The organism is Tateyamaria sp. ANG-S1 (genome assembly GCF_000814025.1).
GTDB lineage: Bacteria > Pseudomonadota > Alphaproteobacteria > Rhodobacterales > Rhodobacteraceae > Tateyamaria.
This window is the reverse complement of record NZ_JWLL01000013.1, coordinates 26,473-51,352: the sequence shown is the minus strand read 5'-3', so window position 1 is coordinate 51,352 and position 24,880 is coordinate 26,473. Positions and strand designations below refer to the sequence as shown.

27 protein-coding genes are annotated in these 24,880 nt (G+C 58.3%); 15 read left to right on the top strand and 12 right to left on the bottom strand.

Annotated features, from left to right (window positions below; genetic code table 11):
• From RA29_RS19295 to RA29_RS19280, 4 genes are all read right to left on the bottom strand, one after another.
• Positions 1–465: a biopolymer transporter ExbD gene (locus RA29_RS19295; protein WP_039689117.1), complete on the bottom strand. Its 465-nt coding sequence runs from the start codon at positions 463–465 to the stop codon at positions 1–3.
• Between the two features lie 15 nt (positions 466–480).
• Entirely contained in the window at positions 481–1,107 is a 627-nt protein-coding gene (locus RA29_RS19290; protein ID WP_193743590.1) for a MotA/TolQ/ExbB proton channel family protein, read from the bottom strand.
• Positions 1,108–1,135: 28 nt separating this feature from the next.
• Positions 1,136–1,561 carry a hypothetical protein gene (locus tag RA29_RS19285; RefSeq protein WP_039689115.1) on the bottom strand — a complete coding sequence of 142 codons (426 nt, stop codon included), beginning with the start codon at positions 1,559–1,561 and terminating at the stop codon, positions 1,136–1,138.
• Between the two features lie 96 nt (positions 1,562–1,657).
• Positions 1,658–2,134, bottom strand: coding sequence for a hypothetical protein (locus RA29_RS19280; protein WP_152613091.1), 477 nt, complete (start codon positions 2,132–2,134; stop codon positions 1,658–1,660).
• A 268-nt stretch (positions 2,135–2,402) separates the two neighbouring features.
• Between RA29_RS19280 and RA29_RS22135 the strand changes: the two genes are divergently transcribed.
• The 15 genes from RA29_RS22135 (at position 2,403) to RA29_RS19205 (ending at position 11,474) form a co-directional block, all read left to right on the top strand.
• Complete coding sequence (locus RA29_RS22135; protein ID WP_052249798.1) at positions 2,403–3,194, top strand: hypothetical protein; 792 nt, start codon at positions 2,403–2,405, stop codon at positions 3,192–3,194.
• Between the two features lie 40 nt (positions 3,195–3,234).
• Complete coding sequence (locus RA29_RS19270; RefSeq protein ID WP_039689109.1) at positions 3,235–3,474, top strand: type II toxin-antitoxin system ParD family antitoxin; 240 nt, start codon at positions 3,235–3,237, stop codon at positions 3,472–3,474.
• A complete protein-coding gene (locus RA29_RS19265) occupies positions 3,471–3,773 on the top strand; it encodes a type II toxin-antitoxin system RelE/ParE family toxin (protein WP_039689107.1) in 303 nt (100 codons plus the stop codon). Before RA29_RS19270 ends, RA29_RS19265 begins: the two co-directional genes overlap by 4 nt.
• A gap of 96 nt (positions 3,774–3,869) precedes the next feature.
• Positions 3,870–5,465 (top strand): hypothetical protein, encoded by a 1,596-nt coding sequence (locus RA29_RS19260; protein ID WP_039689105.1) that lies wholly within the window; start codon positions 3,870–3,872, stop codon positions 5,463–5,465.
• A 147-nt stretch (positions 5,466–5,612) separates the two neighbouring features.
• Complete coding sequence (locus RA29_RS19255; RefSeq protein WP_052249797.1) at positions 5,613–5,999, top strand: PAAR domain-containing protein; 387 nt, start codon at positions 5,613–5,615, stop codon at positions 5,997–5,999.
• Positions 5,996–6,487 carry a DUF4123 domain-containing protein gene (locus RA29_RS19250; protein WP_039689103.1) on the top strand — a complete coding sequence of 164 codons (492 nt, stop codon included), beginning with the start codon at positions 5,996–5,998 and terminating at the stop codon, positions 6,485–6,487. Before RA29_RS19255 ends, RA29_RS19250 begins: the two co-directional genes overlap by 4 nt.
• A gap of 7 nt (positions 6,488–6,494) precedes the next feature.
• The gene (locus RA29_RS19245) at positions 6,495–7,196 is read left to right on the top strand and encodes a hypothetical protein (protein ID WP_039689101.1); all 702 of its coding nucleotides are present in this window, start codon (positions 6,495–6,497) and stop codon (positions 7,194–7,196) included.
• A gap of 32 nt (positions 7,197–7,228) precedes the next feature.
• Positions 7,229–8,833: an EndoU domain-containing protein gene (locus tag RA29_RS19240; RefSeq protein WP_193743589.1), complete on the top strand. Its 1,605-nt coding sequence runs from the start codon at positions 7,229–7,231 to the stop codon at positions 8,831–8,833.
• Between the two features lies 1 nt (position 8,834).
• Positions 8,835–9,101 (top strand): MafI family immunity protein, encoded by a 267-nt coding sequence (locus RA29_RS19235; RefSeq protein ID WP_039689097.1) that lies wholly within the window; start codon positions 8,835–8,837, stop codon positions 9,099–9,101.
• A gap of 132 nt (positions 9,102–9,233) precedes the next feature.
• Positions 9,234–9,566, top strand: a complete 333-nt coding sequence (locus RA29_RS19230; RefSeq protein ID WP_039689096.1) for a GAD-like domain-containing protein — start codon at positions 9,234–9,236, stop codon at positions 9,564–9,566.
• A gap of 12 nt (positions 9,567–9,578) precedes the next feature.
• Positions 9,579–9,929, top strand: coding sequence for a T6SS immunity protein Tdi1 domain-containing protein (locus tag RA29_RS22130; RefSeq protein ID WP_052249796.1), 351 nt, complete (start codon positions 9,579–9,581; stop codon positions 9,927–9,929).
• A gap of 58 nt (positions 9,930–9,987) precedes the next feature.
• Entirely contained in the window at positions 9,988–10,239 is a 252-nt protein-coding gene (locus RA29_RS19220) for a hypothetical protein (protein ID WP_039689094.1), read from the top strand.
• Between the two features lie 10 nt (positions 10,240–10,249).
• The gene (locus RA29_RS19215) at positions 10,250–10,492 is read left to right on the top strand and encodes a hypothetical protein (protein ID WP_039689093.1); all 243 of its coding nucleotides are present in this window, start codon (positions 10,250–10,252) and stop codon (positions 10,490–10,492) included.
• Between the two features lie 115 nt (positions 10,493–10,607).
• A complete protein-coding gene (locus RA29_RS19210) occupies positions 10,608–11,138 on the top strand; it encodes an SMI1/KNR4 family protein (RefSeq protein ID WP_039689091.1) in 531 nt (176 codons plus the stop codon).
• Between the two features lie 69 nt (positions 11,139–11,207).
• Positions 11,208–11,474, top strand: coding sequence for a MafI family immunity protein (locus RA29_RS19205; RefSeq protein ID WP_039689089.1), 267 nt, complete (start codon positions 11,208–11,210; stop codon positions 11,472–11,474).
• 83 nt (positions 11,475–11,557) lie between these two features.
• On the opposite strand, the gene RA29_RS19200 is transcribed toward RA29_RS19205, so the two are convergent.
• From RA29_RS19200 to tssK, 8 genes are all read right to left on the bottom strand, one after another.
• A complete protein-coding gene (locus tag RA29_RS19200) occupies positions 11,558–11,998 on the bottom strand; it encodes a hypothetical protein (RefSeq protein ID WP_039689087.1) in 441 nt (146 codons plus the stop codon).
• Between the two features lie 4 nt (positions 11,999–12,002).
• Positions 12,003–15,920 (bottom strand): hypothetical protein, encoded by a 3,918-nt coding sequence (locus RA29_RS19195; protein WP_039689085.1) that lies wholly within the window; start codon positions 15,918–15,920, stop codon positions 12,003–12,005.
• Positions 15,921–16,162: 242 nt separating this feature from the next.
• Positions 16,163–17,032 carry a M15 family metallopeptidase gene (locus RA29_RS19190; protein ID WP_039689083.1) on the bottom strand — a complete coding sequence of 290 codons (870 nt, stop codon included), beginning with the start codon at positions 17,030–17,032 and terminating at the stop codon, positions 16,163–16,165.
• 90 nt (positions 17,033–17,122) lie between these two features.
• Entirely contained in the window at positions 17,123–17,836 is a 714-nt protein-coding gene (locus RA29_RS19185) for a protein phosphatase 2C domain-containing protein (RefSeq protein ID WP_039689082.1), read from the bottom strand.
• Positions 17,833–18,498: a type VI secretion system-associated protein TagF gene (tagF, locus tag RA29_RS22125; protein ID WP_052249795.1), complete on the bottom strand. Its 666-nt coding sequence runs from the start codon at positions 18,496–18,498 to the stop codon at positions 17,833–17,835. The genes RA29_RS19185 and tagF overlap by 4 nt, the downstream gene beginning before the upstream one ends.
• Positions 18,498–22,079 carry a type VI secretion system membrane subunit TssM gene (tssM, locus tag RA29_RS19175; RefSeq protein WP_039689080.1) on the bottom strand — a complete coding sequence of 1,194 codons (3,582 nt, stop codon included), beginning with the start codon at positions 22,077–22,079 and terminating at the stop codon, positions 18,498–18,500. The genes tagF and tssM overlap by 1 nt, the downstream gene beginning before the upstream one ends.
• Positions 22,076–23,494 carry a type IVB secretion system protein IcmH/DotU gene (gene icmH / locus RA29_RS19170; protein ID WP_039689078.1) on the bottom strand — a complete coding sequence of 473 codons (1,419 nt, stop codon included), beginning with the start codon at positions 23,492–23,494 and terminating at the stop codon, positions 22,076–22,078. Before icmH ends, tssM begins: the two co-directional genes overlap by 4 nt.
• A 23-nt stretch (positions 23,495–23,517) precedes the next feature.
• Positions 23,518–24,858 carry a type VI secretion system baseplate subunit TssK gene (gene tssK / locus RA29_RS19165; protein WP_039689076.1) on the bottom strand — a complete coding sequence of 447 codons (1,341 nt, stop codon included), beginning with the start codon at positions 24,856–24,858 and terminating at the stop codon, positions 23,518–23,520.
• Between the last annotated feature and the right edge of the window lie 22 nt (positions 24,859–24,880).

Genomic DNA, 24,880 nt, shown 5'->3' with positions numbered 1-24,880 from the left:
TCAGGACCCCTCTCGGGTGATTTGCACGCCGTCCACATTGGCCCCATCCAACGCTTCGAGCGCCATGGCGACGTCCTGGATGCGCGCCGTTGTGTCGATGATCAAAACGACCTGGCCGGGGACACCGGCGGCCCCCACAGCGTCTGCCAGATCACCGATTTGTTCGATGTCGAAATCCTGGCCGCCCGTGCGCACGCGCCCGTCGGAAAGGGTCCACAGGATGAGATCGGCCTGTGCCGCGGGGGGCGGTGCTTGGCTGGTGTCGGTGCCTGCCCCTTGCGCTTGCGCGGCGTCGGCATCCGGAGCCGGACCCGCGGCTGTTTTAAGAGTGATCAGCGAGTAGGGTGTCAAGCTGGTCGACAGCATGAAAAAGATCAGCAGCTGAAACATCGCGTCCGCAAGCGGTGTCAGCACAAACCGGTAGCGGCGGGGCCGCTCGGGCAGAGTGGAGAGATGGGAGGCCATGCCAACCGGATCCGATTACCGGGCCGCGTTGGGATCGACCCGACCGTGAATGGCCGCGGACATCAGCGCCTCGATCATGTTGCGTTCGCGGTCAATCCGTCCTTCGAACCAGGTGGCGATGAAGAACGCAAAGAGCGCAATCACAAGGCCTGCCGCCGTGGTTGTCAGCGCCACATAAATGCCGCCCGCAAGGCTGGTTGGGTCCACGGCCCCTTCGGTGACAGCAAGCACCGAGAAGGCGTCGATCATTCCGACCACTGTGCCCAAGAGGCCAAGCATCGGGGCCGCCTGCACCACCATGTCGAGGGCGCGCATCCGCTCGCTCATCTTGGCGAGTTCGATGATCGCGGTCTGGCGGCTGAGTTCTTCGGCGTAGCGCACATCGCTGGGCCGCGCCTGAATGCCCGAGAACACCGCCTGAAGGATGCGTGACAGCACCGAGCGACGCTGGCCTGCGGCATTGATCGCCTCGTCCACGCGCCCGTTCAGCCAATCGTCAAGGATGCGTTCGGCATCGCTGCGTTTGCCGACGCCGAGGCGCATGAATTGTCCCACCTTGTAAAGTGCGGTGCCCAAAGCAACGAGCGACAAAAACCCCAGCAGGCCGTAGACCGTGAGAGTGGCGATTTGAAAGATGGTCATGGTGTATCCCGGTCAGATGGCACGGGCCTTAGAGGCCAAAGCCGATCTCTGTGCGTGTGGTCACTGTCAATTGGCTGAGGCAGACATCGCTTGTGGCATCCGGTGCGCCAGCGAGTTTGCAGCTTGCCACATCATTCACGATGATTTCGGACAATTCGCTGCATGCCGAAGGCAGGTTGTATTGCACAACCCGGCGTTTGCCTGCGCTGAGTGACCCCAGAGGCAGTGCCAGCAAATTGCGGAACACTCCGTCAGCGCCGAAAACGGCCAGCCGCCATGTGACTTCCTCGAAATCCTGGTCCAGTCCGTTCTGGCCGAAAAACACAACCTGGCATCCACCTTCGGAGGAGGCGCTGGCGCGATTCAGTTCAAGAGAGATTGTGATGTCCTGGGCGGCCGCCCATGATGTCGAGAGTAAGACTGACAGACAAGCCGTGGTCAAAAGACGCTTCATGAAGCCCCCAATTCATACGTGAAATACGCATGCATTAGCAGCGCTGTTGAAAGCGGTGTCAACTCTTGAGTGATGATGATTGGTGCCGGAGGCGGGTTAGCGGTAGACGCCCACCACATAGCTGGGCCGGGGTCCACCCGTTGCGCGATCCACAAACTGGTATTGAGGTTTCGCCACTGTCGCCTTGTAACGGCTGGGATCGTACGCAGGTTGGGGTGCTTCAATTGTGCGCACAACCGGCTGGGGCCGAGGTGCAGGCACCGTTGCTGTCGCCACCGGAGCCGCCTTTTGCGTCGGTTGGGTCACCGCAGGCGCTGGCGTTTGGTCGATGATCGGCGCTGGGTCCACGATCGCTTCTTGCACCGGTGCAACGGGCGCCTCTTGCGCAGGTTGCACCCGAACGGGCACATATTCTGGCAATGCAAATCCCGATGCCGCCGGTGCCGAGAAGCCGGGTTGTTCGAGATGCGCGACGTTCCCGTCCATGCTGGCCTTATGGATGGACGACAGCCCAAAACCTGCGCCAGCGGAGAACGCGACAAGAGACAGAGAGAAAGATACGATACGTGCCATGCTCGCAACATAGGCGTGGCTTGCGCATTTTTCACCCTTTCTGACTACGGTGGCGGGTTTCTGCTGATTCTCTGCAACACAACCCATCCGAATGCCCTGCATTTAGTTAGATTTTGCGCATCGGCCTCAACATTTGGGTGTCGATTGCAGGGTGATTTTTTGCGACGCACTTTTTGAGTGTGGTATGGTGTCTGCGCCATCAAGGTCTTGCCGTTGCTTGGGGCGCGGAGATAGACTGATAACATTTGTGAGCTGGAGTGCGTGCTGCGTGTTGCATCGTTGGAAGCATAAATTCGGAAGTGCGGCCTGTGCCGTTCTTTTCCCTGTCGTCGTCTCGGCGCAGGGTCTTGAGATTGTGCCGCTGGATCTGGATGTGGCTGAAGAAGGGGCGTTGGTGCGCACCGCCTTTGTTGCACAAGATGCGGCACCCGTTTTTGGCACACCGCTGATTGAGACGGCGGGGATTGTGCCTGTTGCTGTGCGCACCGCCGCCAATCTGCCGCAGCCGTCCATCATTCTGGGCACCATTGAGGCGGGGCAAGAGGCGGAGTTCGGGATCGAAACGCTGTTGCCCGCGACAGTCACGCAAGTCGCCTTTGCTCTTGATGATCTGGACGCCCGTGCCGCGATGCGCGCTAATGATCCGGACCTGTTCCGGCAGTTGATCGAAGAGGGGCATTTGGACCCGGAACCGGATCAGCTGAACCGTGTTCTGCAGGTCGAGTTGCAGCGGATGAACTGCTATCGGTCGGGGATTGACGGGGCTTGGGGGCCGGGGTCGCGCCGGTCGGTGGCCTCTTATTTTGATCAATTGACGTCTGTGTCTTGGCCGGATCAGAACCCGTCGAACGATCTGTTTCGTGCCATTATGATCAATGGCGATGTGGCGTGCCCCACGCCTGTGGCCGCGCCGCGCGCCACAACCCCGCGCCGAACGACCACCAGTACGACAACAACCCGCCGGGCCACGACAACGCCGCGTCCGGCCCCCACTCCTGCGCCTGCTGCACCGGCTGTAAAACCGCAGATTTCGATTGGCGGATCGGGCGTGTTTCGCTGAGGCCCTTGAACGAGTGCCAAAGATTGGTACATTTGCTTTTATGAGCCGTACAACGTCTGTCGCCCTGGGCGACCATTATTCAAAATTTATCTCGGATCAGGTGGCGACGGGCCGCTATGCATCCGCAAGCGACGTGGTGCGATCAGGGTTGCGCCTGCTGCAGGAGCGTGAAGCGCAGGTGGCATCTTTGCAGGCCGCGCTTGAAGCCGGTGAAGCGTCCGGTCCTGCCCGACCGCTGGACATTGATGCCTATGTCGCGGGCCGTCGCGCGCGGGGATGAGCGGTTACGTTTTGACGCGGGCGGCGCTGGCGGACCTTGACGACATTTGGGACTACACCGAGACGAACTGGGGCCCTGTTCAGGCGGAAACCTACGTCCGGGCCATTGCCGCGTTGTGCGCTGATTTGGCGGATGGGCGCCGCGCGAGCCTGTCTGCCGAGGCGATCCGGGCCGGATACCGAAAGGCGTCAGTGGGTCGTCATGTCGTTTTCTTTCGCCACGACGCGCAGCGGATCACTGTTGTTCGCATCCTGCATCAGCGCAGGGATATCGACACGCAGCTTGATCCCGAGGGCTGAGCTCGCTGCCTAGGCAATTGCACAGCTTCGGCTTTGGTGCCATCCTTTGCCCAACGTGCGTCATTGGGCGCGCCGATTTTACGCAAGAGGATTTTCATGGCAGATATCGCGATTTCCGGTGCTCAGCTGAAGAAGATGCTTGCTCTGGCCAAGAAGCGGGACTTGGCGTTTGCCTATTGTCCAGGGGGCAAGCCCAAGGACGATGTTTTTATTCTCGACCGCAAGAAGGCGCCGGAACTGATTGGCCGCGCGGCGCGGGCCGAAGGCGAAGGGTCAAAGCTGGCCTACGGATATGCCAGCCTGAGCGGTAAGCTTTTGACGCTGACATGTGAAAGGGTTCTGCCCGGTGCTGCCAAACGCCTGAAACGGTGGTTGCGGGATGAGAAATGCCCGCTGAACGTCAAGGTGCTGGATGCCGACGGCGCAGTTGTTGAAGAAGACATCGAGGATTTGCCTGACGACGACTTTCTGTCTGACGTTGTTCCTGATGTGGATGCCGAACTGGCGGAAGAGGACGCCCCATCCAACGAGTCGGCACCGGCGCCTGCGAATGTCGCACCGCAAGCTCAAGAGGGCGTAGACGCAGAGCGGCTAAAGGGGCTGAAGGCGCAGGCGGTTGCTGTGCAAGCTGCCGTTCAGGAAGCGCCAACAGCGGCGCAGAAGACCCTGGCCAAAGCCTTTAAGGGCGCGATCGCGTCCATGAAGTCGGGGGACTTGGATGCAGCAGAAGCGGGTCTGGACCGCGTTGAACAGGCGTTGGAAAAACTGAAGAGCGCGGCGCCTGTTGCTGCCGACACGCCGACACAGGATGACGACCCCAGACGGGCCAAACTGCAGGGGGTCGCCGATCAGCTGCGCCAACAGATTGACGGGTTGGGCGGTATACCCGCGGCTGACCGTCTGGGTCAGGCGCATGACGTCTTGTTGGCGCAGATCGGTGCGGGCGATGTTGGTAAAGCGGCAGCGACGGCAAAGGCCCTAAGCGCTGCCATTGCCAAGGCCGGACCGGCGCAACCAGCACCTGAGGACACACCGGTTGATCCCTATGCCCGCGAGGATGGGCGTCAATGGCAGGCTGCCCGCGCCCTGCTCGAGCCCAGCGTCCTGAGCGTTTTGCAACGGGGAGTGGGCGACGTGAGCAAGCTGCGCGCGGCCTGGGCCTTTTTCACCGAAAAAGGTGAGGCGGGCGCCTTTGCCGATGCGATGCGGGCAGCACCCGGATTGAAAAAGCTGTTGGCGGAGGCCGAGGCGGCAGAACGGTCAGAAGCAGAAAAAGACATACCTGTTGATATCATCCCCTTCGTCAAGGCGCGGCTGGGATGGGCCAAGATCCGCACTCAGTTGATGTCCGAAATGATGAAGCTGCAAAACGCCATTCTGTCTGCGTGTCAGGGCGAAGGGTTTGAGGGGATGGCCAACGACACCAAGCTGTTGTTTTCGCATCTTGAGGGTCTGGATGATCGTTTGGAAGCTGCGCTGGACGCGGTTGTTCAGGCCCCCGACGAAGGCAAACGCGCCGCGATGAAGACACAGGCACGCCAGATCGTCCGGGACTATTTGGCTGAGTTGAAGTCACCATTCTTTCAGGATGTCGACGGGAACAATGGTTTTGCACCGGTCAAGGTTAACGCCACTGCGACACGCGCTTTGGAGCAGGTAGATGCCGTGTTGAGCAGTAAAAAGGCTGCCTAGCCGTTTGCGGCTGGTCTTCAACTGCAGAGTGTTGCCGGTTGTATGGTCAAGTTATTGTACCCTTTGGAAAACCGCTCTACCATCCCGTGAAGGTATGGTTTTTTCGGGGTATTCTTTTTGCGATTCCCATCAGCGCGTATTTCAGACATGCACACCTGTCCGATGGTTAATCCAGGACCTGTCCCGCATGTTGGAGGACCCATAGTCATGGGTGCGGCCACGGTTATGGTAGGTAAGATGCCGGCGTCGCGTATTGGCGACACGTGCACCTGCGTCGGTCCACCAGATACGATTGCCAAGGGGTCGACCTCGGTTCTGATTGAAGGCAAGCCTGCGGCGCGCATCACGGACAGCACTGCCCACGGTGGTGTGATTGTGAGTGGTTGTCCCACAGTTCTGATCGGCGACAAGGGTGGTGGCGGGGGCGGTGCGGCACCCGCGCCCATGGCAGGCCTGTCTCGGCAGGCCAACACCCTTTTGTCTGCCGCCCGCGAGGCCAGCCCGTTTTGTGAACAATGCGAGAAAGAGGCATGAGTTCTTCGCATACATATGGCGTGATTGATCTGGCGTCTGCCGTAGATTTCCGATCGCCTGTTGTTGCCTTGTCGCCTCCGAAGGGCTGTTCGCTGCTGGATGAAGAGACATATTTCGATACTCTGGCAGTTGGTCCGTGGTTGATTGATCTGGATCTGTGTCCCGATATCGGCGCTGTTTGGCGTAAAGAGGTGCGCGACAGGTCATGTGGGTACACCGTGTTTACCGATCTTGCGCTTGCTGATCTGCGCCGCCATTTGCGCAAATTTGCCCTGGCAGAGTTGGAGGACGCGCCCAAACCCGTCTTTTTCCGGTATTTCGACGCGCGGGTGATCCGCACCTTTTTGACAGGCGGGTTCACAGATGCGCAACGCGCGCAGTTTCTGGCCCCGTTTGACGGTTTGGAAGTGGCTGCAGCGGACGGGACTGGGACGCAATACTTCGAACCGGATGCCGCGCCTGTCTCGGCAGTGGCGCAGGGCGGTTAGGGCATTTATGCTGCGGGTTTCGCCACATGTTGTTGACGGGTTTGAGCAGGCGGCTGTCGATGCGTGGGCCGTGGATACGGCGCAATTCATGGCGCGGACCTATCGTGATTATCTAGTGGCGATGAACATTCGAGCGGTGGATTTGCTGCCTTTGGTTCATGCCGTGCAGCAGTGGGCGGCGCGGTACGAGTGCACCGTTGACCGGGATGTGCGGCAGCTGTGTTGTGTTGCTATGTCGCTGGGGCATCAATTCTGGGAAGACCCACGTTTTGCGCATTACGTGAATGTCAGTTTGCGCGACCGCGGTCTGCCACGCACGCATGCGGTCAAAACCCTTGTTGGGCATGCGACCGAATGGCTGACTCAGCTGTGGAAGGACGATGGGTTGGCCGAGTTTGGCGAGCGGCTGAGTGCCCTTGTTGTGGGCGGCTACCCTTTGAACAGTCAGACCCTTGAATATGTGTTGCCTGGTCATGCCGCCATGTTCACACCTGACGATGAGGCGCGGCTGCTGGATTGGTTGCGTCCGCGTTTGCCAGAGACGGGATATGCACATCAGCGTATGTCGTACATCTGTCTGGCCTTGCCACTTGGGATGTCATGGTGGGCGGATCCGCAATACCGGCACGTGGCCCATCACGTGGCGTCCCACACGGATCCGCAGGCTTTGGTGAACGGCATCCTGCCAATGTTCCGGGCGTTGCCGTAATGGGGCCGTCACCGCACAGCTCGGGGGGCCTGATGAATGCGGCCGACGCTGCAGCCAGCAACTCGTCCCGTCCGGTTGGCCTGGTGTGCGAACCCTGTCAGGCGGTGGGATGGATGTACGCGCAATATGACGATCGGTGGGACACACCGATCCCGCTTGCTCAGGTCCAGGTATCAGACATCAATGGTGCGGTGATCGACAGTGGCGGGCGCACCAAGGGCTTGGCGACGTTTGGTTTGGAAGATGGCATTCCGCACCAATCCGTTCGACATGAATTAGGAACTTATGCGTTTCAGGCGCCGCAAGAAGGGCGCCTTGTTGTTGAATTGGTGCCTGAGCCGTCGGGACCTGATCCGGCCGCGCTTGAGGCCGAGATCATTGCCGATCTTGATGCGTTCGAGCAGCGCATGGAAACCGCGTTGCAGCCGTGGATTATTGCCTGGGAAGATCGCGGTGTCCGTGGGTTGATCGGAAGCTTTTTCAGCAACATCCGCAGTGGTGCGTCAAGCTGGTGGGACGATCAGGAGGATTTGTGGACCGCAATCGGCAATTGGTTGTCGAGCCTGCCTGATCTGGCGGCCGAGGCTTGGGACGGGGCTGTCGCTGGTGCAAGGGAGTTATGGGAGAACCGCGATGAAATCCTGGGCCTGATCCAGTCGCTGGCCAAGGGCCTCGTGTCTGAATTCCAAACCGGGTTTGAAGCTATTCTAGAGCTGGTGTCAGCCTTTCCCGACCTCGAAGAGATCGCCAACCTAATGCGCGAGGCCTATGAAGACAGCGCGGAATGGGCCGCGGCGATGATCGAGATTGCGCGCAGTACGGGTGTGCTGCATGCGATTGGTGGCACGATGATGGGTGTGCTGGCGATGACGCCGCCCAATTTCTGGACCGATATGGTGGCCCTGGGCATCGGCTATCTGGTGCCGGAGATCATTCTGGCCATCATCTTTGCCATTATCGCGTTCTTTTCGGCGGGCATGGGTGGCACGCTCTTGGCTGCAAAACTGATGGGCTTTGCCCGCAACGTGGTGTCGAAGATCCGCACATTGGGTGCTACGGCGCGTGAAGTTGTTCAGGTTGGAACAGAAACGGTCGGCACTGTCGTCGCCCAGATCATCGACGTATTGATCAGCGTTAAGCCCAAGGTCGAAGCGTTGGTCCGGTCCCTGCGGTCCCGGATTTATGAACGCGCAAACGGAGCGACGGGTGAGGCGACGCCCGTGTTGAGGAATGCGGAGCCCAAGCGACCTACGGTCAATGCGTCAAACAGGCCACCAAGTCGACCACTGGTTGATCCTTCGACTAATGTTGCGAGCCCACAACGCACACAACATATTCTGCATGGCGACGCTACTGGTGGTGGTCACTTGTGGCCCGGTGGGCCAGGCAAGACTGCATTCCCCCAAGACTGGGATGCGAATCGCGTAATGCGTGCAACTTCCGACGTCGCAACGGATCCAAACCTTTTTTGGAAACCGCAAACCGGAAACGGTGGGTTGTTCACAAAGTCTGGCAAGCCGGCCCGATTTCTTGTTACAGATGCAGCAGGAAACTTGCCCGTTGTTGATGGAGTACCAATGCGCGTGATTGTTGAGCCTGCAGGCGAAGGCATTATTACGTCCTACCCAAAGTACTGACATGCAAAATCCACATCAAATATCCGTTCTACAGATAATCGCTCAGTTTAAGGGCCGTCTTGATGATGAAACCGTGCACGACTGTCGAGATATGGCAGAGGATGGTGAATGGGGTATTGCATTTGAAAAGTTGTGTGACGATCTCTTTGAGTTCGACATCGTGCCAACTCAGGCAGAGTATGATGTGATTGCTCTGATTGGCAAACGTATGGGTATGAGTCCTGAGACGTGGATTTTTCTTGCTCCGCCGCCCGGTCGTCTATCCTAGTTACGTAGTATTTGACTGGTACATCCGAACGTAGCTGGCGCTCGCGGGAGCGACCGGTGAGGTTGCAAACGATCCAAACGTTGGGCGCAATGCCAGGATGAATACGAGACTTGAGCCTTGTAGGGGAGCCAGATGACAGTCGCCAAAGGTTTGGAACACTTTTCAAAGAGATATGGAACACCGTCGGTTTTTGTTCCTGCGCCAGATGATGTTTTGCAGCGCCTTTCTGATTCTGTGCCAGAGGTGATGCTAGACTACTGGAAACGCTTTGGATTCTCTGTGTTTCAGGACGGCTATATGCAGCTGGTGAACCCGGAAACCTATGCGCCAGCGCTTGAGGATTGGCTGAAAGGGACCAAGCTGGAAGGCACTGATCGGTACTATGTGGTCCAAAAAGATGCTTTTGGGTACCTCATTGTTTGGGGGCTAAAAACGGGATGGAATTTCGTTTTGCGGCCACTTTAAGATGCAATCGAAATGAACCGAAGCAATCAAGCCAAAGATATCGCGGCAGGTGATGTACAGCGTTGGGCGGAGAGGTGCTTTCACCAAATAAAGCTGGATAGGGACAACATCTATGGCAGCGTTTTTTCAGAGGCTACTGCCCGCCTTGGCCTGCTTGGTGCGGACCAGATGCTTGGCCTTGTGCCTGCTGCCCCTCTTGGCGGTCAGTTTGAAGCGGAGAACTTACAGATCTTCTCTGCGCCCGAGCATCTCGCCATGCTCGCGCAAATTGGCCAACGTCGGGTTATGACATTCGATGACCTCGCTCGTCAGGCCTTTGGCGATGCCAGTGTCGAGAGCCTTAACAGGCAACTTGGCGACTAGGTTCCTGACCGCAAGTGCGGCTGTCGTGGGTGGAGTTTGAGCGTAAGTGAATAACCGCGTGACATTGGATGAGATGAAAAAGCATCTGGCTGCACACGGTGCAGAAGATGGCGTTGTGTATTCCCACGGTGGCCTTGGGGGTGGTGAAATTGACGGCATCGAGGAAATTGATGGCATTTGGTACACGTACTTTAGCGAGAGGGGTAGCAAGCGGGGCTACAAGGCGTGGCCCAGTGAGGAAGAAGCGGTTGAGTACATAGCGCGGCGCGCACAGGTCATCGCCAAGCAATTCGGTGTTTGGCGAGAGTGACCAACAGAGCATGTACACCGAAAAGCAAGTAAAGACGTATTTCCAACGTCGCGGGCTGAAATCAGGCCGTGATTACGTTTATCGCGGCTTGCGTCCTTCGGACTACACCAAGCCAGAGATACCGGGCATCGAGATGATGGGGAAACACTGGTATACATACTGGGCTGCGGTTGATGCGAAGAATTCGCCGCTGCGACATGATAGCTTTGAAGATGCAGTGGAACATTTGGTTCAGAAGATGTCGCAGAAATAATGCTGGTTTTGTCCTGGATTTGGATTGCCGCACAGTCTGTTTTTGAGCGACAACGCAGCTGCCAAGGTAGTGTCCACTAGGCTGGTTCCGCTTCGGACATAAGGGTTTATGGTCCATGACATTTAAATCGGATGTCAAAACCAAACACTTCGATATCGGTGACGAAGAGGCAGTGTATCGCCGCGATCAATTGGAAAACCTGCTTGGATTTGCAGGTCCGGATGGCCTTTTTGACCTGTTCAAGAACGACCACCGCGCGTTGCGATTTGTGGATGGCGTCGAGGTCAAGGCCATCACACCGCCGCCATCCTTTAGTGCTGAGGGTAAACTGGCGATCCTGCAAATTTTTGGCATGGCCTCGGGAAAGCTGGGCATCGCAAAGAAAAGTGATGACTATCGCGATCGGTTTTTTGGCAAACCGTTGCCCTTTGCTGATGATGGTCTGGGGAACCTGTTCGTGTGGGATCCAGCGGACAAGCAGGTCAAATTTTGGCACCATGAATGCCTGCAAGGCGAAGGCAGCCCCGAGGCGCTGACGCTCGTTGCCAAGTCGTTTGAAGAGTTCCTGCGTGCGGTTCGTGTCTCAAAGCCAGTCGACAGCAGCAAACTGACGGCAGGTGCAAAAAAGGTGTCGTTCCGTTTTTGATGGGATCGCACCTGCAGGTTTTGAGCAATAGAGGTGCAGACGGCACTACATCTTATTCAGAGAACGGGCATGCACGAAACACAACAAATATCCGTTATTCAAATCATTGACCAATTCGAGGGCCGGTTCGGCAATCAGACACTTCAGGATTGCCGAGAAATGGCGGTGGCTGGTGAGTGGGGCGTTGCGTTTGAAAAACTGTGTGACGATCTCTTTGAGTTCGACATCGTGCCGACGCAGGCGGACTATGATGCGATTGCGTTGACCGGTGAACACATGGGTCTGACCCCGGACAGGTGGAATTTCCTGATGCCGCGGGGTGGTCCCTTTTCGTAGCATCGACCGCGCGCAACACCGTTCCTGTTTGTCGATATCGTTCCGAAGGCGACTGCCGAGGCGGGGGCTCTTCGCCCCATGCTTTATTCCGATACAGTGGCCAACGGCTTGTACGTCGCCACCCCGGTGTCGAGAGGCATTTCGGCGCGGTAGGCAATACCCAGAGCCTGGTCCTTGGCAAAGAACACGAGAGCGTCGCTGGTCAAGGTGGGGATATCCAGCGACGCGAGGTCTTGGCGGCCGAAATCGTGGAGCTGCGGGCGCCCAGCGACAAATGGCGCGTCGCCTTCGGCCTCGTACTTGGCGGTGTATTCGGAGCGGAACGCATCTGGATCGGTAATCACGGTGTAGTCGAACCCGTAGGTCAGGTGGTTGACCGCTTCGGCGGTTTTGGCGGGATGTTCCTGCAAGGCAGGGACAGCGCCCAGCAATGCGAGCGCATTGTCATAGTCAGCTTCGAAATCCACGCGAACCACCATCGCGCCGGATGTGTCCATGGTCATAACGATCGGAGGCAGGTCCATAGTCTTATTCCTCTTTCGCCCAGTCGGCGTTGAGCCAATCGTCACCCATCCGTTTCATCTTGCCCGTCACGACCGACTGCGAAAACATCTGCAATTCTCCGGTGAGCGGGTTTGATGCGATGACAAAGTTCTGGTGGTCGTTGGCGTCGCCCCAGTTGCTGTCTGCAATGACCACCTTGGGTGCACCCAGTTCTTCAACCATTGCCCCGGCCATTTGGGCCTCTTGTTCGTTTTTGCTTACGTTCTCATAGAACGCCTTCACCTGTTGCATCCTCGCATTGTTCGGAGCGGGGTTGCCTTTGTCGATTTGTTTCTGCCGCCATTCGTCTGCTTTCAGCTGTGCAATCGCATCATGTGCGGCGACCATCTGCGTTTCGATGTGGGTGTGCAACTCCGCTGGTGTCATTGGGTTGGGTGGGCGGTTCAACATGTTTATCCGCACCATGTCCGCGATTTCTGGCGTGGGCATTGACGCGATGATCCGCTGCATCTCCATCTCGAACAGGTGCACAGTCTTTTCGAGAGGCGCAATCGGGTTGTCCGCTATGGTATTGCCCGGCCCTACAAGAATGGTGCCGACATTGGCGTCAACGCCGGGCGGATCTACCATGAGCGCTTGCATTTCAGGGGTATGCGGTACCGCGTTGAACGAATGGTTGCCCCTTACGCCGATCATTGTCATTGCGCCGCCCGCGGTGTGATCTGCGATGCCTTTGAGCACTGCAGTGGATCGCACTGTCGCGGAGGGGGCTGGCGTGCCTGGTAAGACCACCGGGGCAGGGGCCATGGGCGTCGTGGTCCCAGTTACCGTTGCGGCTGTACCGTGCAGAACGGCTGCCGTCTGTTCACCATAGCCGCCGCCCGTCCTTTTCCAAGGTGCTTTAAGCTCGTGGCGCGCGTTCATACCGGCAAGGAATGCGGGGTCACTGCAAGCCGCTTTGATGATCGCCGCATCCGCCGGATCGAGGTTGGGATCGCCCGTTGCCAATACGGCGTCGATCTGATCTTCGAGAAAGCTGATAAACTTGGCTTCGGTATCAATTTTTTGACCCGTCGTCTTATCGTACATGAACATGATGCCCTGATCGGAAGAGCCGTCAGTGGCGAGGTCCGCGTCTTCGGTGGGATCATATTCAAACGTGGCGTTTAGACAGAATGCGCTGAGCAGATACCCTTGCAGCGTTGCGCTGTCTGTTCCCCGGGTGGTAAGGGCGGCTGTCACTGTGTCAAACGGGGCCGGTCGTGCCGGTTGCGTCGGACCTTTGGCAGGAATTGGCAAGATGAGCGTGGCAAAGGCGGCCTGTTTTTCCTTGCTTTGAGCGAGGCGGGCGCTGGCCGTCGCAATGCTGTATTCTAGGCTGCGGCTCAGCGGATCGTCGCCCGGCGGCAAGTTAGTGATCGCGGGGACCACCGCGCCGGCTCTGGGCGTAAATGTGCCCGAGTTAGCCAATTCGCCATACATCTCCATGACCCGCATCGGGTCCTGTTCCTTCAGGTTCAGAAGTCCTGAGGTCGCAAAGCAGGATCCGACATTCGCCTGTGCGACGGGCGTGACCATGGACTTGAGGATTGCGGTACGCATCTTCTGCTCAATCTCTGCAACCTTGGTCGGGTCATCAAAATCGGCTGCCGGGATGCCAAGCGATTGCGTCAGCAGATCGCGCGCATTGGCGTCGGCAGGTACGGCGACATTGTTCAGCACGGCCTCGGCGCGCTGTTTGTTCGTCATGCCGGTCACAGGATCGACGGCTGGGTCCGACAGGACCGCCTGAAGCTTTTCGATCTCCTTGGTCTGCATGGTGGAAGGCGCCACCGTGCCGCTGACAGAGAATTTTTGCATCGCCAGCATATTGGTAAAGGCAGGGCTGGTTACGTCTAAGGTGACGGTGCCACCTGGGCCGGGCTGCATCATTGCGTCGGCCGCCTGCGCAGCGCGGGCGGCGATATTGGCCTTTTCGTCGCCGTCTGGGTCTATGACAGGGTTTTTGGTCATGTGCACGCCAGCGGTGATGGCTGCTTGGGCGTCATTGGCGAATTGCTGGCCCAAATAGGCCGTTCGTTCCAGCAAGGATTGTGCGTAGGCTTTGGATTCCTGCGGCGTCAGCTGCGCTGGTGGCGGCTGAGTGCCAGGGGCTTGGTAGGCAAAGTCATCTTGCACCTGATCGCCGAGAAACAGCGCTGTATCAACCAGCGCGTCCACGTTTTCGGCATTGGCGACCAGTTTGCAAGTGCGCGTGGCGATGTCCGGGGCCTTGCCGAACAGTTCGATCATCTCTTTGACTTTGACCGGGGGCAGAGGGTGTGTGGCGTTTGGTGACAACGGCCCAAAGGTAATTGCATCAAACAGCGCGCGTTGATCTTCGCCGGCCTTGATGATTTCGGCTTTGGCCGCAATTTGGGTCTGCGTCGCGTTTATCTGGCCGTTCTTTGCATTCAGTTGACCTGCGTCGACGCGCTGCTGTTGCATCAACTGGGCCAATTCCCCTTCGAGTTGGCGCATCCGCTCTTTCTCGGTCTTGGAGGGAAACCACTTTTTGTAGAGATCCGCGAGTTCCGCGTTGCGTGGTTCGATGTCGTTGATGCGGCGATTTTCGGCGCGGTTGAAAATCGCATCCGCATCGCGGTTATGCCCTGCCAGGGTGTTTTCCAACGCTTTCAGCTCGACCCAACGGTCGTTGATGAACTGCGAATTGGCCATCTCACCATTTAACTTGGCGGTGTTGGCGGCAATCCCGTCGAGCACGGCCTGACCCGCATCGGGGTTGGTTTCTTTTAGGGTGAGAATGGCTTCGATATGCGCAGGGCGTCCGTGCTCGGCTGTCATTTGCTCGCGCAAAAGTTGCAGCTCGGCTTCCTTGATCTTGGCCGCCATGTCGATGGCGCGTCGGCTGGCCTGCGGGATGTAGGCCGTCAACGCAGTGAGTGCGGCAACATCCGTACCGCCCAAAGTGCCTTCGATATGAGCGATGTCGTTTTGCAGATCATCCCGGAGTGTTGTCATACCTGCAAGATCTGGACCGTTTGGGTAACGCGTCAGATCGACATTCGCGCCGGTGCGGATGGCAGGGGCAAAGGCATCGTAGACAACGCGTTGCGCAGTTGCCAGTTCGGCGATGGCAGCATTTTTTAGCGCGTCGTGATCGGCCCGCGCAGCGCCAAACGCGTTCAGCGCCGCTGCCACGTTGCGCGCCTCTTCCCAGTCCTGGGGTCGGCGGCCGAGATACTCTGCCTCGAGGTTTTGCGCGTCGTTGACCAGCGTGGTCAGTGCGTTGTACTGCGTCGTGCCAGCCAGGTCGCCGTAATCGGCATTGCCCATGGCCTGCACGTACGTTCCGTGTGCGTTCCATGCGTTTTGCACCAGCGTGTCGGCGGCCGCGACATCGCCCATGGTCTGCAATGCTTCCAAGCCGATATCCATGTAGGTCTGGTAAGCGTCTTGCGCCGCTTCAAGATCAGCTTTGGTTGGTGTCGCTGCAGCCAGAAGGTTCTGCACCTGCAGTCGCGCCGCTGCCATCTTGTCCAGATCACTTTGCGCCAGTGTTACGCCTTGGGGCAGGGGAAAGGTAGCCACGTATCCCAGAAGCCGTTGCGCCTCGTTTTGAATGTGGGCGAGCGCGGCGGCAGCGTTTTGTGTCGCTGCGCGCAGGACACCGCTGGCACCCGTAAAATCACCGTCCTGCGCCATCAGTTCTGCGGTACGCAGATTGTCGATGGGACCCTGCCGCACCTCTGTATGGTCTGTCGGGATCGCGTCGATGGCAGCGTTCAGATTGCGCCGCTCAGCCTCGTAATCGCCGAAATCGTTGATGATGCGCTTGTTGACGTCCCGTGCGGCTTTGCCAAAGAGGGTGATGCCTGGGTCAGGTCGGATATAGTTGATCAGGAACGCACGCTGCTGCTTGGACAGTTTTTTCCATTTCATGCCCTGATTCCCCCTTGCCTTTGGCGCCTACCAAGTGTGGATGGCGACCCTCCATGTGTCCACACGCGTTTTCCCAAACGAGCAGCATTCTGCACCATTAGGAGCACCGGTTCTTGTTTGTATCAGCGCACCTTTGGCGCAGTCGTTCATGCGGCCTAGATCAAAATGTCAGGGCGAAGCAACGGCCAAGTCTTGAACAACGTGTTCGATTATATTTGTTCATAATGGGAATTATGGTAAAATTATAGTTTGCCCTCTGCGATCCATTTCTCGACCAGGCCGCGGCTGACTTCAAAATGCATGCTGTCTTCGCGGGAAAAGCCCGCGCCCCAGTACCAGCCCTCGTTTTTGAAGAAATCCGCCAGGATTGTCAGTCCCAGTTGGGTGCGTCCGTCGCCAAGCCGGTCAAGTTTGCCGTCGATGTTCAGATCCAATGACAGCCCAAAGGCATGGGTGGAAATCCGGCCCGGAGCACCGCGGACATGGCGGACACAAAGAGCGCCGGCGGTGTTGATGCGGGCATAGAGATCGGGATCGGTCGCTTCAATCTTCTGAAACACATTGCGCAGGGATTCTATCGCCGGTTCCAGCATCCTGACCCGGACTGGGCCAACCTGTTCCGTGCGAAGTTTGCTTTTGAGCCGTTCGTTGGTCATCGGCTGGCATGTGCTGTTCAGGTCACCGCGCGGTTTGCCAAAGACACCGACCAGATAGGTAGGCGAGGCGATTTGCAGGCCCTTGTTCACGTTCCGACGATTGGCAATCAGGACGACCTGAGCGTAGGCATCAATAATGTCATTGGGCCCGTCTTGCTGGAACACCGGAGCGTCGCCGCTTTGCGGAACGGTTGCGCGGCTCTGCGAATTGGCGACGGCACGCAACCGATCTTCCAGCTGTTCAACCTGGCCTGACAGTGCCTCGATCTGTGAGCGCAACAACTCGATTTCAATCCGGGCGCCGCTGTCGATGGCAGTCCCAGAGAATTCGACATCGCCGTCAGACTCGTACCGGATTTCGTCGTCAGGCCGGAATTCAAGATAGATCAGCACACCGATCCCAACAAAGATCAGCACCATAACACCCAGAATTGCCGGGATAATGCGGTTGTCCATTTAGAGTATGCTTGTTGCCGACTGTTTTGAGAAACAGTGGCGGAGTGAGGACCCCAAGTCAACGCGCCGAACTGGCGCGCTGCGCTGGAATTAGATGATGTCGATTACGATCACCGAAACGTTGTCGGCTGCACCACCATCAAGTGCAATTTGCAGCAGTGTATCAGTGATGGTTTCAATGGGTTCCTGGCTGAGCACGCGTTCCAGCATCCCGAGCGTCGCATATTTCGTCAGCCCATCTGAGCAAAGCAAAAAGCGGTCGCCCTGCAAAACCTGGCCGCGGATCTTTTCCAATTCGAGCGTTTCACCCACGCCAACGGCGCGCGTGACGGCATTCGAATGCGGATGATGTTCCGCTTCGTCCCAAGTCATATCGCCAGCGAGAACGTATTCGGCCACCACAGAGTGGTCCGTTGTCAGCATTTCTAGCACGCCGCCCTGAAGCCTGTATAGGCGGCTGTCGCCAGCCCAAAACGTCGCAAAGTGATCTTCTGCTATGGCGAAGGTAACGACGGTCGACCCCATGGTTACGCCACCGAGGGTCGCAGCCTCTTGCTGGATCAGCGCGTGTGACCGTGCCAGCGTTTCGCGCAATGCGTTCAGAAGTCCAACGGGTGGCAAGGTCGGGTCGATCATCGCAACGCTGTCCACCACTACTTGCGAGGAGAAATCGCCGCCTGCGTGACCGCCCATGCCGTCAGCAACCACCCAGATCTTTTGATCCGGTAGTGCGAGGATGCTGTCTTCGTTAACCTCGCGTTTCAGCCCAACATGGGTTGTGGCGCTGTATCTGATGTTGGTCATTGATCGTCAATCATGTGGTGGACATACGATGGTGTCATTGGGGCCCCGGCGTTGAACAGCGCAAACAGGTCAGGGCCAGTGGGCAAGCCACGGGTGGCCATAAGCCGATGTTCGGATTGGAGGTCTGTCGACCAAATTGCCTGTCCTGGGCCGATGGCAGCGGACAAGGCTTGGCCAGCCAGATGGTGCTGCGGCGCAGTTGGCCCGGAATAGGGCAACGCGATGGATGTTGGCGTGTGAATCGACACATGCGACAGCGAAGATGCCAACCCCTCACGCGTGCTACCGTCTTCGAGCATCGACAGAGCGATCTGCTCGAGCGTTTCAAACACCGACGTGTTGGCGAAATGCAGTCGGGCTGTGTCATCTGTTTTTACCGGTGCAGACAGGGTCAGGGGGAATTGGCGTCCCACCCGATCCACGGAGGCCATGACGACCCCGATCATCGCACTGGGTCCGGCCAGCCCGGATGGCAGGGAAAAGCGCCAGATCGGCGCCGTCAAATAGGTATCGTCCCATTGATCGCCAAGCGCTGTACGCACCTCGGTCATGCCAGATTGCAACCATGCGTCCCAAGCCTGGACAAAGCCGTGCCCGACATTCGATCGCAGGAAATCCCCCAGTGCCGGGATCTTGCCGTAGGCGCCAAAGCCTTCTGACATCAGAACGACTTCGGGCAGCTGAATTTGCTCAGCGCCGGTAGGGCAAAGGGGTTCAGGACAGACCCAGACTGCAGTTGGAAGATTGCAATGCGGCCGCCGACATTAAAGATGACGCGGTTGCGGTCCGAGACATTCGTGCGTCGGACTTCGGCTGCGCTGAGCAGACGATACCACGCCCAGGGCCCATCACGGGTGATGCCGTTAGATGTGTTGTTGACCACCGGTTGCAGGACGATACGTGCAGACCCGACAGCGCCTGGCCAGTCGATCGCAACCGGCCGCGGTGCCGTATTGTGGGCAAAGGTGACCGTTTGTCCGTCAATCTCAAGCGACAACTCCTGCGCTTTGGGATCCAGAGCTTCTGGCGTGATTTGGAACCGCACGGACGGAGACGCCCCTCCGGCAAAGAAAGCGTCGCGTATTTCGGCGGCATATTGGAACTGCTGCAAGACGGCCTGGCTGATGCCAAGATCAGTGTCATTGACCCGCTTCCAGTTCCAGGGGCGCACGGTGGTGTCGACATAGTCCCTGAGGTTTTCGTTGAAAAAGCCGTCAATCAATCCGTTCGGGGCGAACAACCGCCCAAAATCGGTCATGGACACATCCGCACGAGCGCCGCGTTCAAACGGGTATCGGTTGCCCAGGGCCTGGGTGCAGAACGGCAAAACTTGAGATTGCCACTGCGCGTTGATGGACGCGCGGGTGCCATCCGCGGTGATCCCGGATGAGCCGCTGGAAATCTGGGTGGACCAGCGTTGGATTGGACCGGGCAAGCGGTTGGCCAGTTCTTGAAAGCGCACGATGGCAGTTGCGTCACCGGCCCCTGCCCCAATGCCGCCGGCAAAGCTGAGCTTGTTCAGTTCCTGATAGACCTCCGTCAGGCGACCCGTCAGTTCCGACAGCTGCGAAGGTTGGTTGTCGACTTCCGCAACCAATTCGTGAAGCCAGCCAAAGCGCTCTTCGACAAATGCGCCAGGTTGCTGCGGCGCCTCTGTCTGACCCGCTGGCAGGCTGTTGCTGAGCGCATTGAGGAACAATTGGCTGCGGCTGGATAGCGACGACTGCAATTCAAGCGCGCCAATTTCCTGCGCCCCTTCCGCAATTCCCGAGGCATCGACGGCGCCGCGTTCTTCGGTCAGTTTGGTTTCGTCAGACACCGCTTGCAGGATATTGACCAGTGGCGATGTGGGCCCGGACAGGACATTTGTAACTTCCACGGCGTGGCTCAGGCTCTCCATCGGAATGATGTCGATGTCGCCCAAGATCTGATCATAGCGCGAGATGTAATCGCTGTAATAAAGGTCCAGCACATCGCGGCTCATTGCCAGCAGAGCAGTTTCGGATTGCTCGGCCGCGCCGCGTTCGCCCAGCACCCAGCTTTCGTTTTGAATGCGTTGCGCAACACCAAGCGCTTCGTCAAGAAACACGTTGTTGAATCCGTCATAGGTGAAGATGCCTTCGACCCCTTCGTTCAGGGGCTTACCGGAAGAGCGCACGATGACGCGGGTGATGGCCGGGCCGCCGACATCAGTGAGCCGCCACTGCGGCAGGCCCTTGGCGCGGGGAGAGTTGATGATGCTGTTATAGACCCGTTGGGCCAACGGCATTTCGGTCAACAGCCCCTGGATCTGTTCAACCAACGGACCATTGAGCGCGATTTGGTCCATAGGTGCATCAAGCAATGCGTTCAGGTGCTCAGTGAGGTCCGCGCGCAAGTCGTCGCGTCCTGCCCCCAGAAACGCAACGGACCAGTCAAGTGCCATCCACTCTTTGACCAAGTCTTTGTTCATGGGCCCTTGCTGTCCCAGCATCAGGTAAATCTTCAGGCTTTCGTACAGAAAGTCAGGGTTGTTCATATTGACCTGCATCTGCTCTTCGAGCCGCAAAAGCAGGCGGGGCAACATGTGTTCGTTCAAGGCCGCGCGGTAGGACTGGCTGGCCTGGTTGCCAATCACCTTGCCCTGATACAGCCCCCACGTCAGCGCGCCATCAGGCCGCGCGTCGGTCGCAGCCGGGTTCGCGGGCATCGTACGCAGGATGTTCAGCGCGGGCACGATGCCTGGCAAGTCGCTGTCTTCGATCGGGCTGCCAGGAATCTGAGCGGCCGTGGTGCGGTACTGTTCGACACTGGCTGCAGCGTCGGCGATCATTTCGGCGTTACCCAAATAGCTGCGGGCCCAGACCGCAGACATGCCGATGCCGCCCAGAAGGGCGGCTGTGATTGCGGCGCGTTTGGTCCAGCGATACCGACGCTCGACCTTGTCATCGGCGCTGACAAGCCCGGCCTCCGGAAAGACCACATGTTCAAAAAGTCGCGTGAGGAAAAAGGACCGTCCGGTACCAACCCCTTTGCCGATGGCTTGGCGACCGATGCCAAACGTGCGGGCCATGCCCATCATCAACCGGTCAATCGGAGTGCCTTCTTGCGTGCCCGAAGTAAAGTATACCCCGCGCAGAAGATGCCGCTTTTCGAACCGGTTGTCTTGGAACACTTCTGAAAGAAACGTCCGGGCCGTGGTGCGTACGGACGCCACTTGCGCCGGAAAGCTCGAAATCAAAGACCGACGTTGATGATCGGTTTCCTGCTGCATCCGTTCAAGCGATTGCGCGTTTAACTGGCTGAGCAGTAGGCCGTACTCTTCGTCAAAGGCCGCAACAGGTGACAGTTCCGCTTTGGTCTTTTTGGGCAAGGGCAGCGTAAAGCCCCAGACCTGCTCGCGGTCTTCTTTGCCCAGGTTGTCGAAGAACTCGGAAAAGCCTGCAATCAGGTCGGATTTGGTGAATAGAACGTAGACGGGAAAGCGCACACCCAAAGTTTCGCGCAATTCGTGCAAACGTCGCCGGATCGCTGCCGCATGGCTTTTTTGGGTGGCTTCATCCTGCAACGACAAGTCAGACAGCGACACAGCGACAACCGCGCCATTGATCGGTTGGCGCGTCCGGTTCCGCTTCAGCAATTTCAGAAAGCCGATCCAGCCTGCGTTGTCCTCGCTTTCGCCACTTTCCTGCGTGGTGTAACGGCCTGCGGTGTCAATCAACACAGCGTTGTTGGTGAACCACCAATCGCAGTTCCGGGTGCCGCCAACACCGCTCACACTGGCGGCAGCCTCGCCCGAGCTGTTGGCGAGAGGGAAGCTTAGGCCGGAGTTGACGATCGCGGTCGTCTTGCCCGCACCGGGTGGGCCGATCATCACGTACCAGGGCAATTCGTACAGTGATCTGCGCCCAAGCTTTGACTTGCGCAAGGTGACAAGCGCTTCCTTCAGCTTGCCCTTTAGCTCGCTCAGCTCGGCTTTGACCAATTCGTCGTCGTCATCCACCGTGTCGACCGAACTTACAATGTCTTCTTCCATCTGCTTGGCGCGTTTGGAGCGACGCATCAGGATCAGAAGGATCGTGGTCAGCGCCAACAGCAGCACAACCGCAATGGTAATCAGGCGGGCAAAGGGGCTATCGAGGGGGTGTACCTCGCCAAAGCCAAGCAGCGGGCCCAGGAACCAGACCACCAGGCAAAAGGCGAGCGCGACGATGATGGTTGTTGCTATTCCAGAGCGCAGTCGGCGCAGCAATCTGAGTATCATGCTGTGTCATCCCTGACCAAAACGATTTCGATGCGGCGGTTCTTGGCCCGCCCGTCGCGGGTGCCGTTGTCGGCAATAGGCTCGCGGTCGGCGCGGCCTTCGGCAGCCAGCCTTTTGCCGTCATTCACGCGGTCTGCCAGCTTGCGCATGACCGCCTCGGCCCGTGCCAGCGACAGGTGGTCGTTCGACGGAAAACGCGATGAACGGATTGGCACATTGTCCGAGTGTCCCACGACAATAATTGGCCCGTTTGTGTCATTCAGAGCGTTTGCCACCTTGTCGAGAGGTGGAATAAAGCTTTGTTGCAACCGGTCTGAGCCCGAGCCAAACATGCCCGACCCGGCCAGACGCACGGTGATCGTTGCCTGGTCCTGGAATACCTCGACAATGCCCCGCTCGATCTCTTCTTCGAGAAAACCTTGCACCCGTTTCAGCTGAACATCAGGCGGTGGCGGTGGCGGCGGTGGAGGTGGGGCCCGGCGCATCAATTCGGCGACTTGGCCCGTATCCAGCACGGACAGCTGTCCAATGACCCGGTCCGTAGACCGGTTCAACATCCAGCTGAGCGATAAGAACACGCCTGTCAAAATAACGGCGACAGTCGCCGTTGTGATCCAAAGAGGGCGCCAGACTGACAGCACTTTGTGCGGTTCTTCTACGCCTTTCCAATGCGGTGACAGATCCTTTTCGATCGTGCCGCGCTGGCCCCGTATAATCCGCGCAAGGCCGGCCCGGATCTGCATGTGTTTGTCTGTGCCGTTGTCTTCGACACGCAGTCGCCCCTCGAACCCAAGCGACAGGCACATGTAAAGAAATTCCAGAAGGTCGATGTTGTTGCCTGGTTCTTTCTCTAACCGCGCCAACAGATCATAGAACCTGTCGCCGCCCACCGTTTCCTTGTGGAAGGTGCCAACCATGGATTGTTGGGCCCAGATCGATTGACCGCCCCAGGGTGTGTTCAAAACAACATCATCAAGCGTGGCGCAGATCGCGTAGCGCGCGATTTTCACGTCTTGGGCATCCACGCCTTGCTGCATAGCCCGGTTTTCAAACTCCCGTACCTCGGCCACGACCGAGCGGCGCAGTTTGTCCGGGTCCATGTGCTGTGCACGGTTCCGGATGCGAGAAACCAGAGAAAAAAGGGTGGCTGCGGCCGCATTGATGCGGTTCATGCCAGTCATGCCCTGTTCGACATTCGGCTCTGCCGCGCTGCCATGGCGGGCGCCTGGGGTGGCGGAGGGGATGCCCATCGGTTGCTGTGCCCCGCCGCTGGGCTGCGGCATGCCCGGATAGTTTGGTTCCGGCGTCGCGGCAGGTTGCGGGGCGGCAGCACTGGGGCGTCGCCCGCCCGGATTGGGGCGAATGATGGTGCGGTCCGCATCATCCGGTTCGGCAAATGGATCCTTATCAGACATCTGTCGTCCCCCTTGTTGTCAGCCTAGCCCTGCCTGATAGCCCAGAGTTCCATCTTGAGGCCAGGAAACTCGCCGGACACGTGCACGGCAATCCCGCCCGATGTAGACATCTTGCCCCAATGGCCACTGTCGCCATCCAGTTCAAAATACACCACCCCCGCATGATACGGAATCTGGCGCGGTGCCACAGGCAACGGGCGCAATGGAATGCCAGGTAGGGCCGAGTTGACCAATTGGCGAATTTCTTCGACCGGACCGATCTTGGCTTGGTTTTGGAAATGCCTGCGCACGTTCTCGGCCGGAATATCGGCCTGAACCGCCAGCACGAACCCGGCTGTCGACAATAGCTTGCGATCGGTGATGACGCCGACACTGATACCATATTTGCGCGGATCCAACGGGATCGAGATGGCAGTCTGTTCCAAAACGGACGACAAATACTGGCGCAGCGTCTTGATGACGGGCGTAAAGGTCGCTGTCAGGTCATCGTGGGCATAGGGCGGAAACGCCTCGGCCATCTTGTCATTGGCCATGAAGGTCGCGAGTTCCCCCGCGAGCGAAACACATACTGCGTAAAGGTGTTGCGGGTGCACGTTTTCGATTTGCGACAGATGCTTGATCAACGGTTGCGCGCGGTTCACACACATCAATAGCAGGAAGTCCGAAATCTCGGCCACGCCTTTGGTGCCGCCGCCTTCGGACAAGCGCCCTGCAAGTGCCGACTGACGATGCCCTAAAAGACCGTCCAACTCGCGGATGAAATCCTTGAGTGATCCGGCGGCCCGACTATCGATACAGGACGGAATAAAGGCTGTGTCGAGCACCACCTCCTTGTCCGGTTTCACCTCAATGATCTTTGCGATGGGGATGCACAGCCGGTCGGCGAGATCATCCACTTGTAACGCAAATTGCAGGCGCAGTTTGCCGACCCCCATGGTCACCGCCTTTTTGCTGGTCGAAGTGACATCGGTGATCTCGATCTCGGCCGGGCGCATCCGTGCTGCGGACAATTCAGCGCCAGTCATATCGACTTCGAGCGCGCCCTGACGACGCTGCGGCACGGTCAGGTAGACGACGCAGTCTTTGATCCCCTCGGGGACGTCCATGGCCGGCGGGTGATCTTCGGCACTTGGCACACGAAACACGGTGCCGTCCTGTGTCAGTCCCTCGCAGGATTTGATGGCAAACTGACCGAATTTCAGCACTTCGGTGTCAATCTCAAGCGCGTTGACGCCCCAGCCATAGGCCGTGATGCGCCGCGCCAACCCGGTGACCAGGCTTTCGGTATAGCGGTCCGCCTGCTGGAAATGGTGCGGCTGCAGGAACAGTCCGTCATTCCATAGGACTTTGCTATCCCACGACATCAGAGGCCGCCCCGCGTTGTTC

Coding starts and splice junctions, on each gene's coding strand:
- RA29_RS19295 (WP_039689117.1), bottom strand. CDS start 465: ATGGCCTCCCATCTCTCCACTCTGCCCGAGCGGCCCCGCCGCTACCGG.
- RA29_RS19290 (WP_193743590.1), bottom strand. CDS start 1,107: ATGACCATCTTTCAAATCGCCACTCTCACGGTCTACGGCCTGCTGGGG.
- RA29_RS19285 (WP_039689115.1), bottom strand. CDS start 1,561: ATGAAGCGTCTTTTGACCACGGCTTGTCTGTCAGTCTTACTCTCGACA.
- RA29_RS19280 (WP_152613091.1), bottom strand. CDS start 2,134: ATGGCACGTATCGTATCTTTCTCTCTGTCTCTTGTCGCGTTCTCCGCT.
- RA29_RS19270 (WP_039689109.1), top strand. CDS start 3,235: ATGAGCCGTACAACGTCTGTCGCCCTGGGCGACCATTATTCAAAATTT.
- RA29_RS19265 (WP_039689107.1), top strand. CDS start 3,471: ATGAGCGGTTACGTTTTGACGCGGGCGGCGCTGGCGGACCTTGACGAC.
- RA29_RS19260 (WP_039689105.1), top strand. CDS start 3,870: ATGGCAGATATCGCGATTTCCGGTGCTCAGCTGAAGAAGATGCTTGCT.
- RA29_RS19255 (WP_052249797.1), top strand. CDS start 5,613: ATGCACACCTGTCCGATGGTTAATCCAGGACCTGTCCCGCATGTTGGA.
- RA29_RS19250 (WP_039689103.1), top strand. CDS start 5,996: ATGAGTTCTTCGCATACATATGGCGTGATTGATCTGGCGTCTGCCGTA.
- RA29_RS19245 (WP_039689101.1), top strand. CDS start 6,495: ATGCTGCGGGTTTCGCCACATGTTGTTGACGGGTTTGAGCAGGCGGCT.
- RA29_RS19240 (WP_193743589.1), top strand. CDS start 7,229: ATGAATGCGGCCGACGCTGCAGCCAGCAACTCGTCCCGTCCGGTTGGC.
- RA29_RS19235 (WP_039689097.1), top strand. CDS start 8,835: ATGCAAAATCCACATCAAATATCCGTTCTACAGATAATCGCTCAGTTT.
- RA29_RS19230 (WP_039689096.1), top strand. CDS start 9,234: ATGACAGTCGCCAAAGGTTTGGAACACTTTTCAAAGAGATATGGAACA.
- RA29_RS22130 (WP_052249796.1), top strand. CDS start 9,579: ATGAACCGAAGCAATCAAGCCAAAGATATCGCGGCAGGTGATGTACAG.
- RA29_RS19215 (WP_039689093.1), top strand. CDS start 10,250: ATGTACACCGAAAAGCAAGTAAAGACGTATTTCCAACGTCGCGGGCTG.
- RA29_RS19210 (WP_039689091.1), top strand. CDS start 10,608: ATGACATTTAAATCGGATGTCAAAACCAAACACTTCGATATCGGTGAC.
- RA29_RS19205 (WP_039689089.1), top strand. CDS start 11,208: ATGCACGAAACACAACAAATATCCGTTATTCAAATCATTGACCAATTC.
- RA29_RS19200 (WP_039689087.1), bottom strand. CDS start 11,998: ATGGACCTGCCTCCGATCGTTATGACCATGGACACATCCGGCGCGATG.
- RA29_RS19195 (WP_039689085.1), bottom strand. CDS start 15,920: ATGAAATGGAAAAAACTGTCCAAGCAGCAGCGTGCGTTCCTGATCAAC.
- RA29_RS19190 (WP_039689083.1), bottom strand. CDS start 17,032: ATGGACAACCGCATTATCCCGGCAATTCTGGGTGTTATGGTGCTGATC.
- RA29_RS19185 (WP_039689082.1), bottom strand. CDS start 17,836: ATGACCAACATCAGATACAGCGCCACAACCCATGTTGGGCTGAAACGC.
- tagF (WP_052249795.1), bottom strand. CDS start 18,498: ATGTCAGAAGGCTTTGGCGCCTACGGCAAGATCCCGGCACTGGGGGAT.
- tssM (WP_039689080.1), bottom strand. CDS start 22,079: ATGATACTCAGATTGCTGCGCCGACTGCGCTCTGGAATAGCAACAACC.
- icmH (WP_039689078.1), bottom strand. CDS start 23,494: ATGTCTGATAAGGATCCATTTGCCGAACCGGATGATGCGGACCGCACC.
- tssK (WP_039689076.1), bottom strand. CDS start 24,858: ATGTCGTGGGATAGCAAAGTCCTATGGAATGACGGACTGTTCCTGCAG.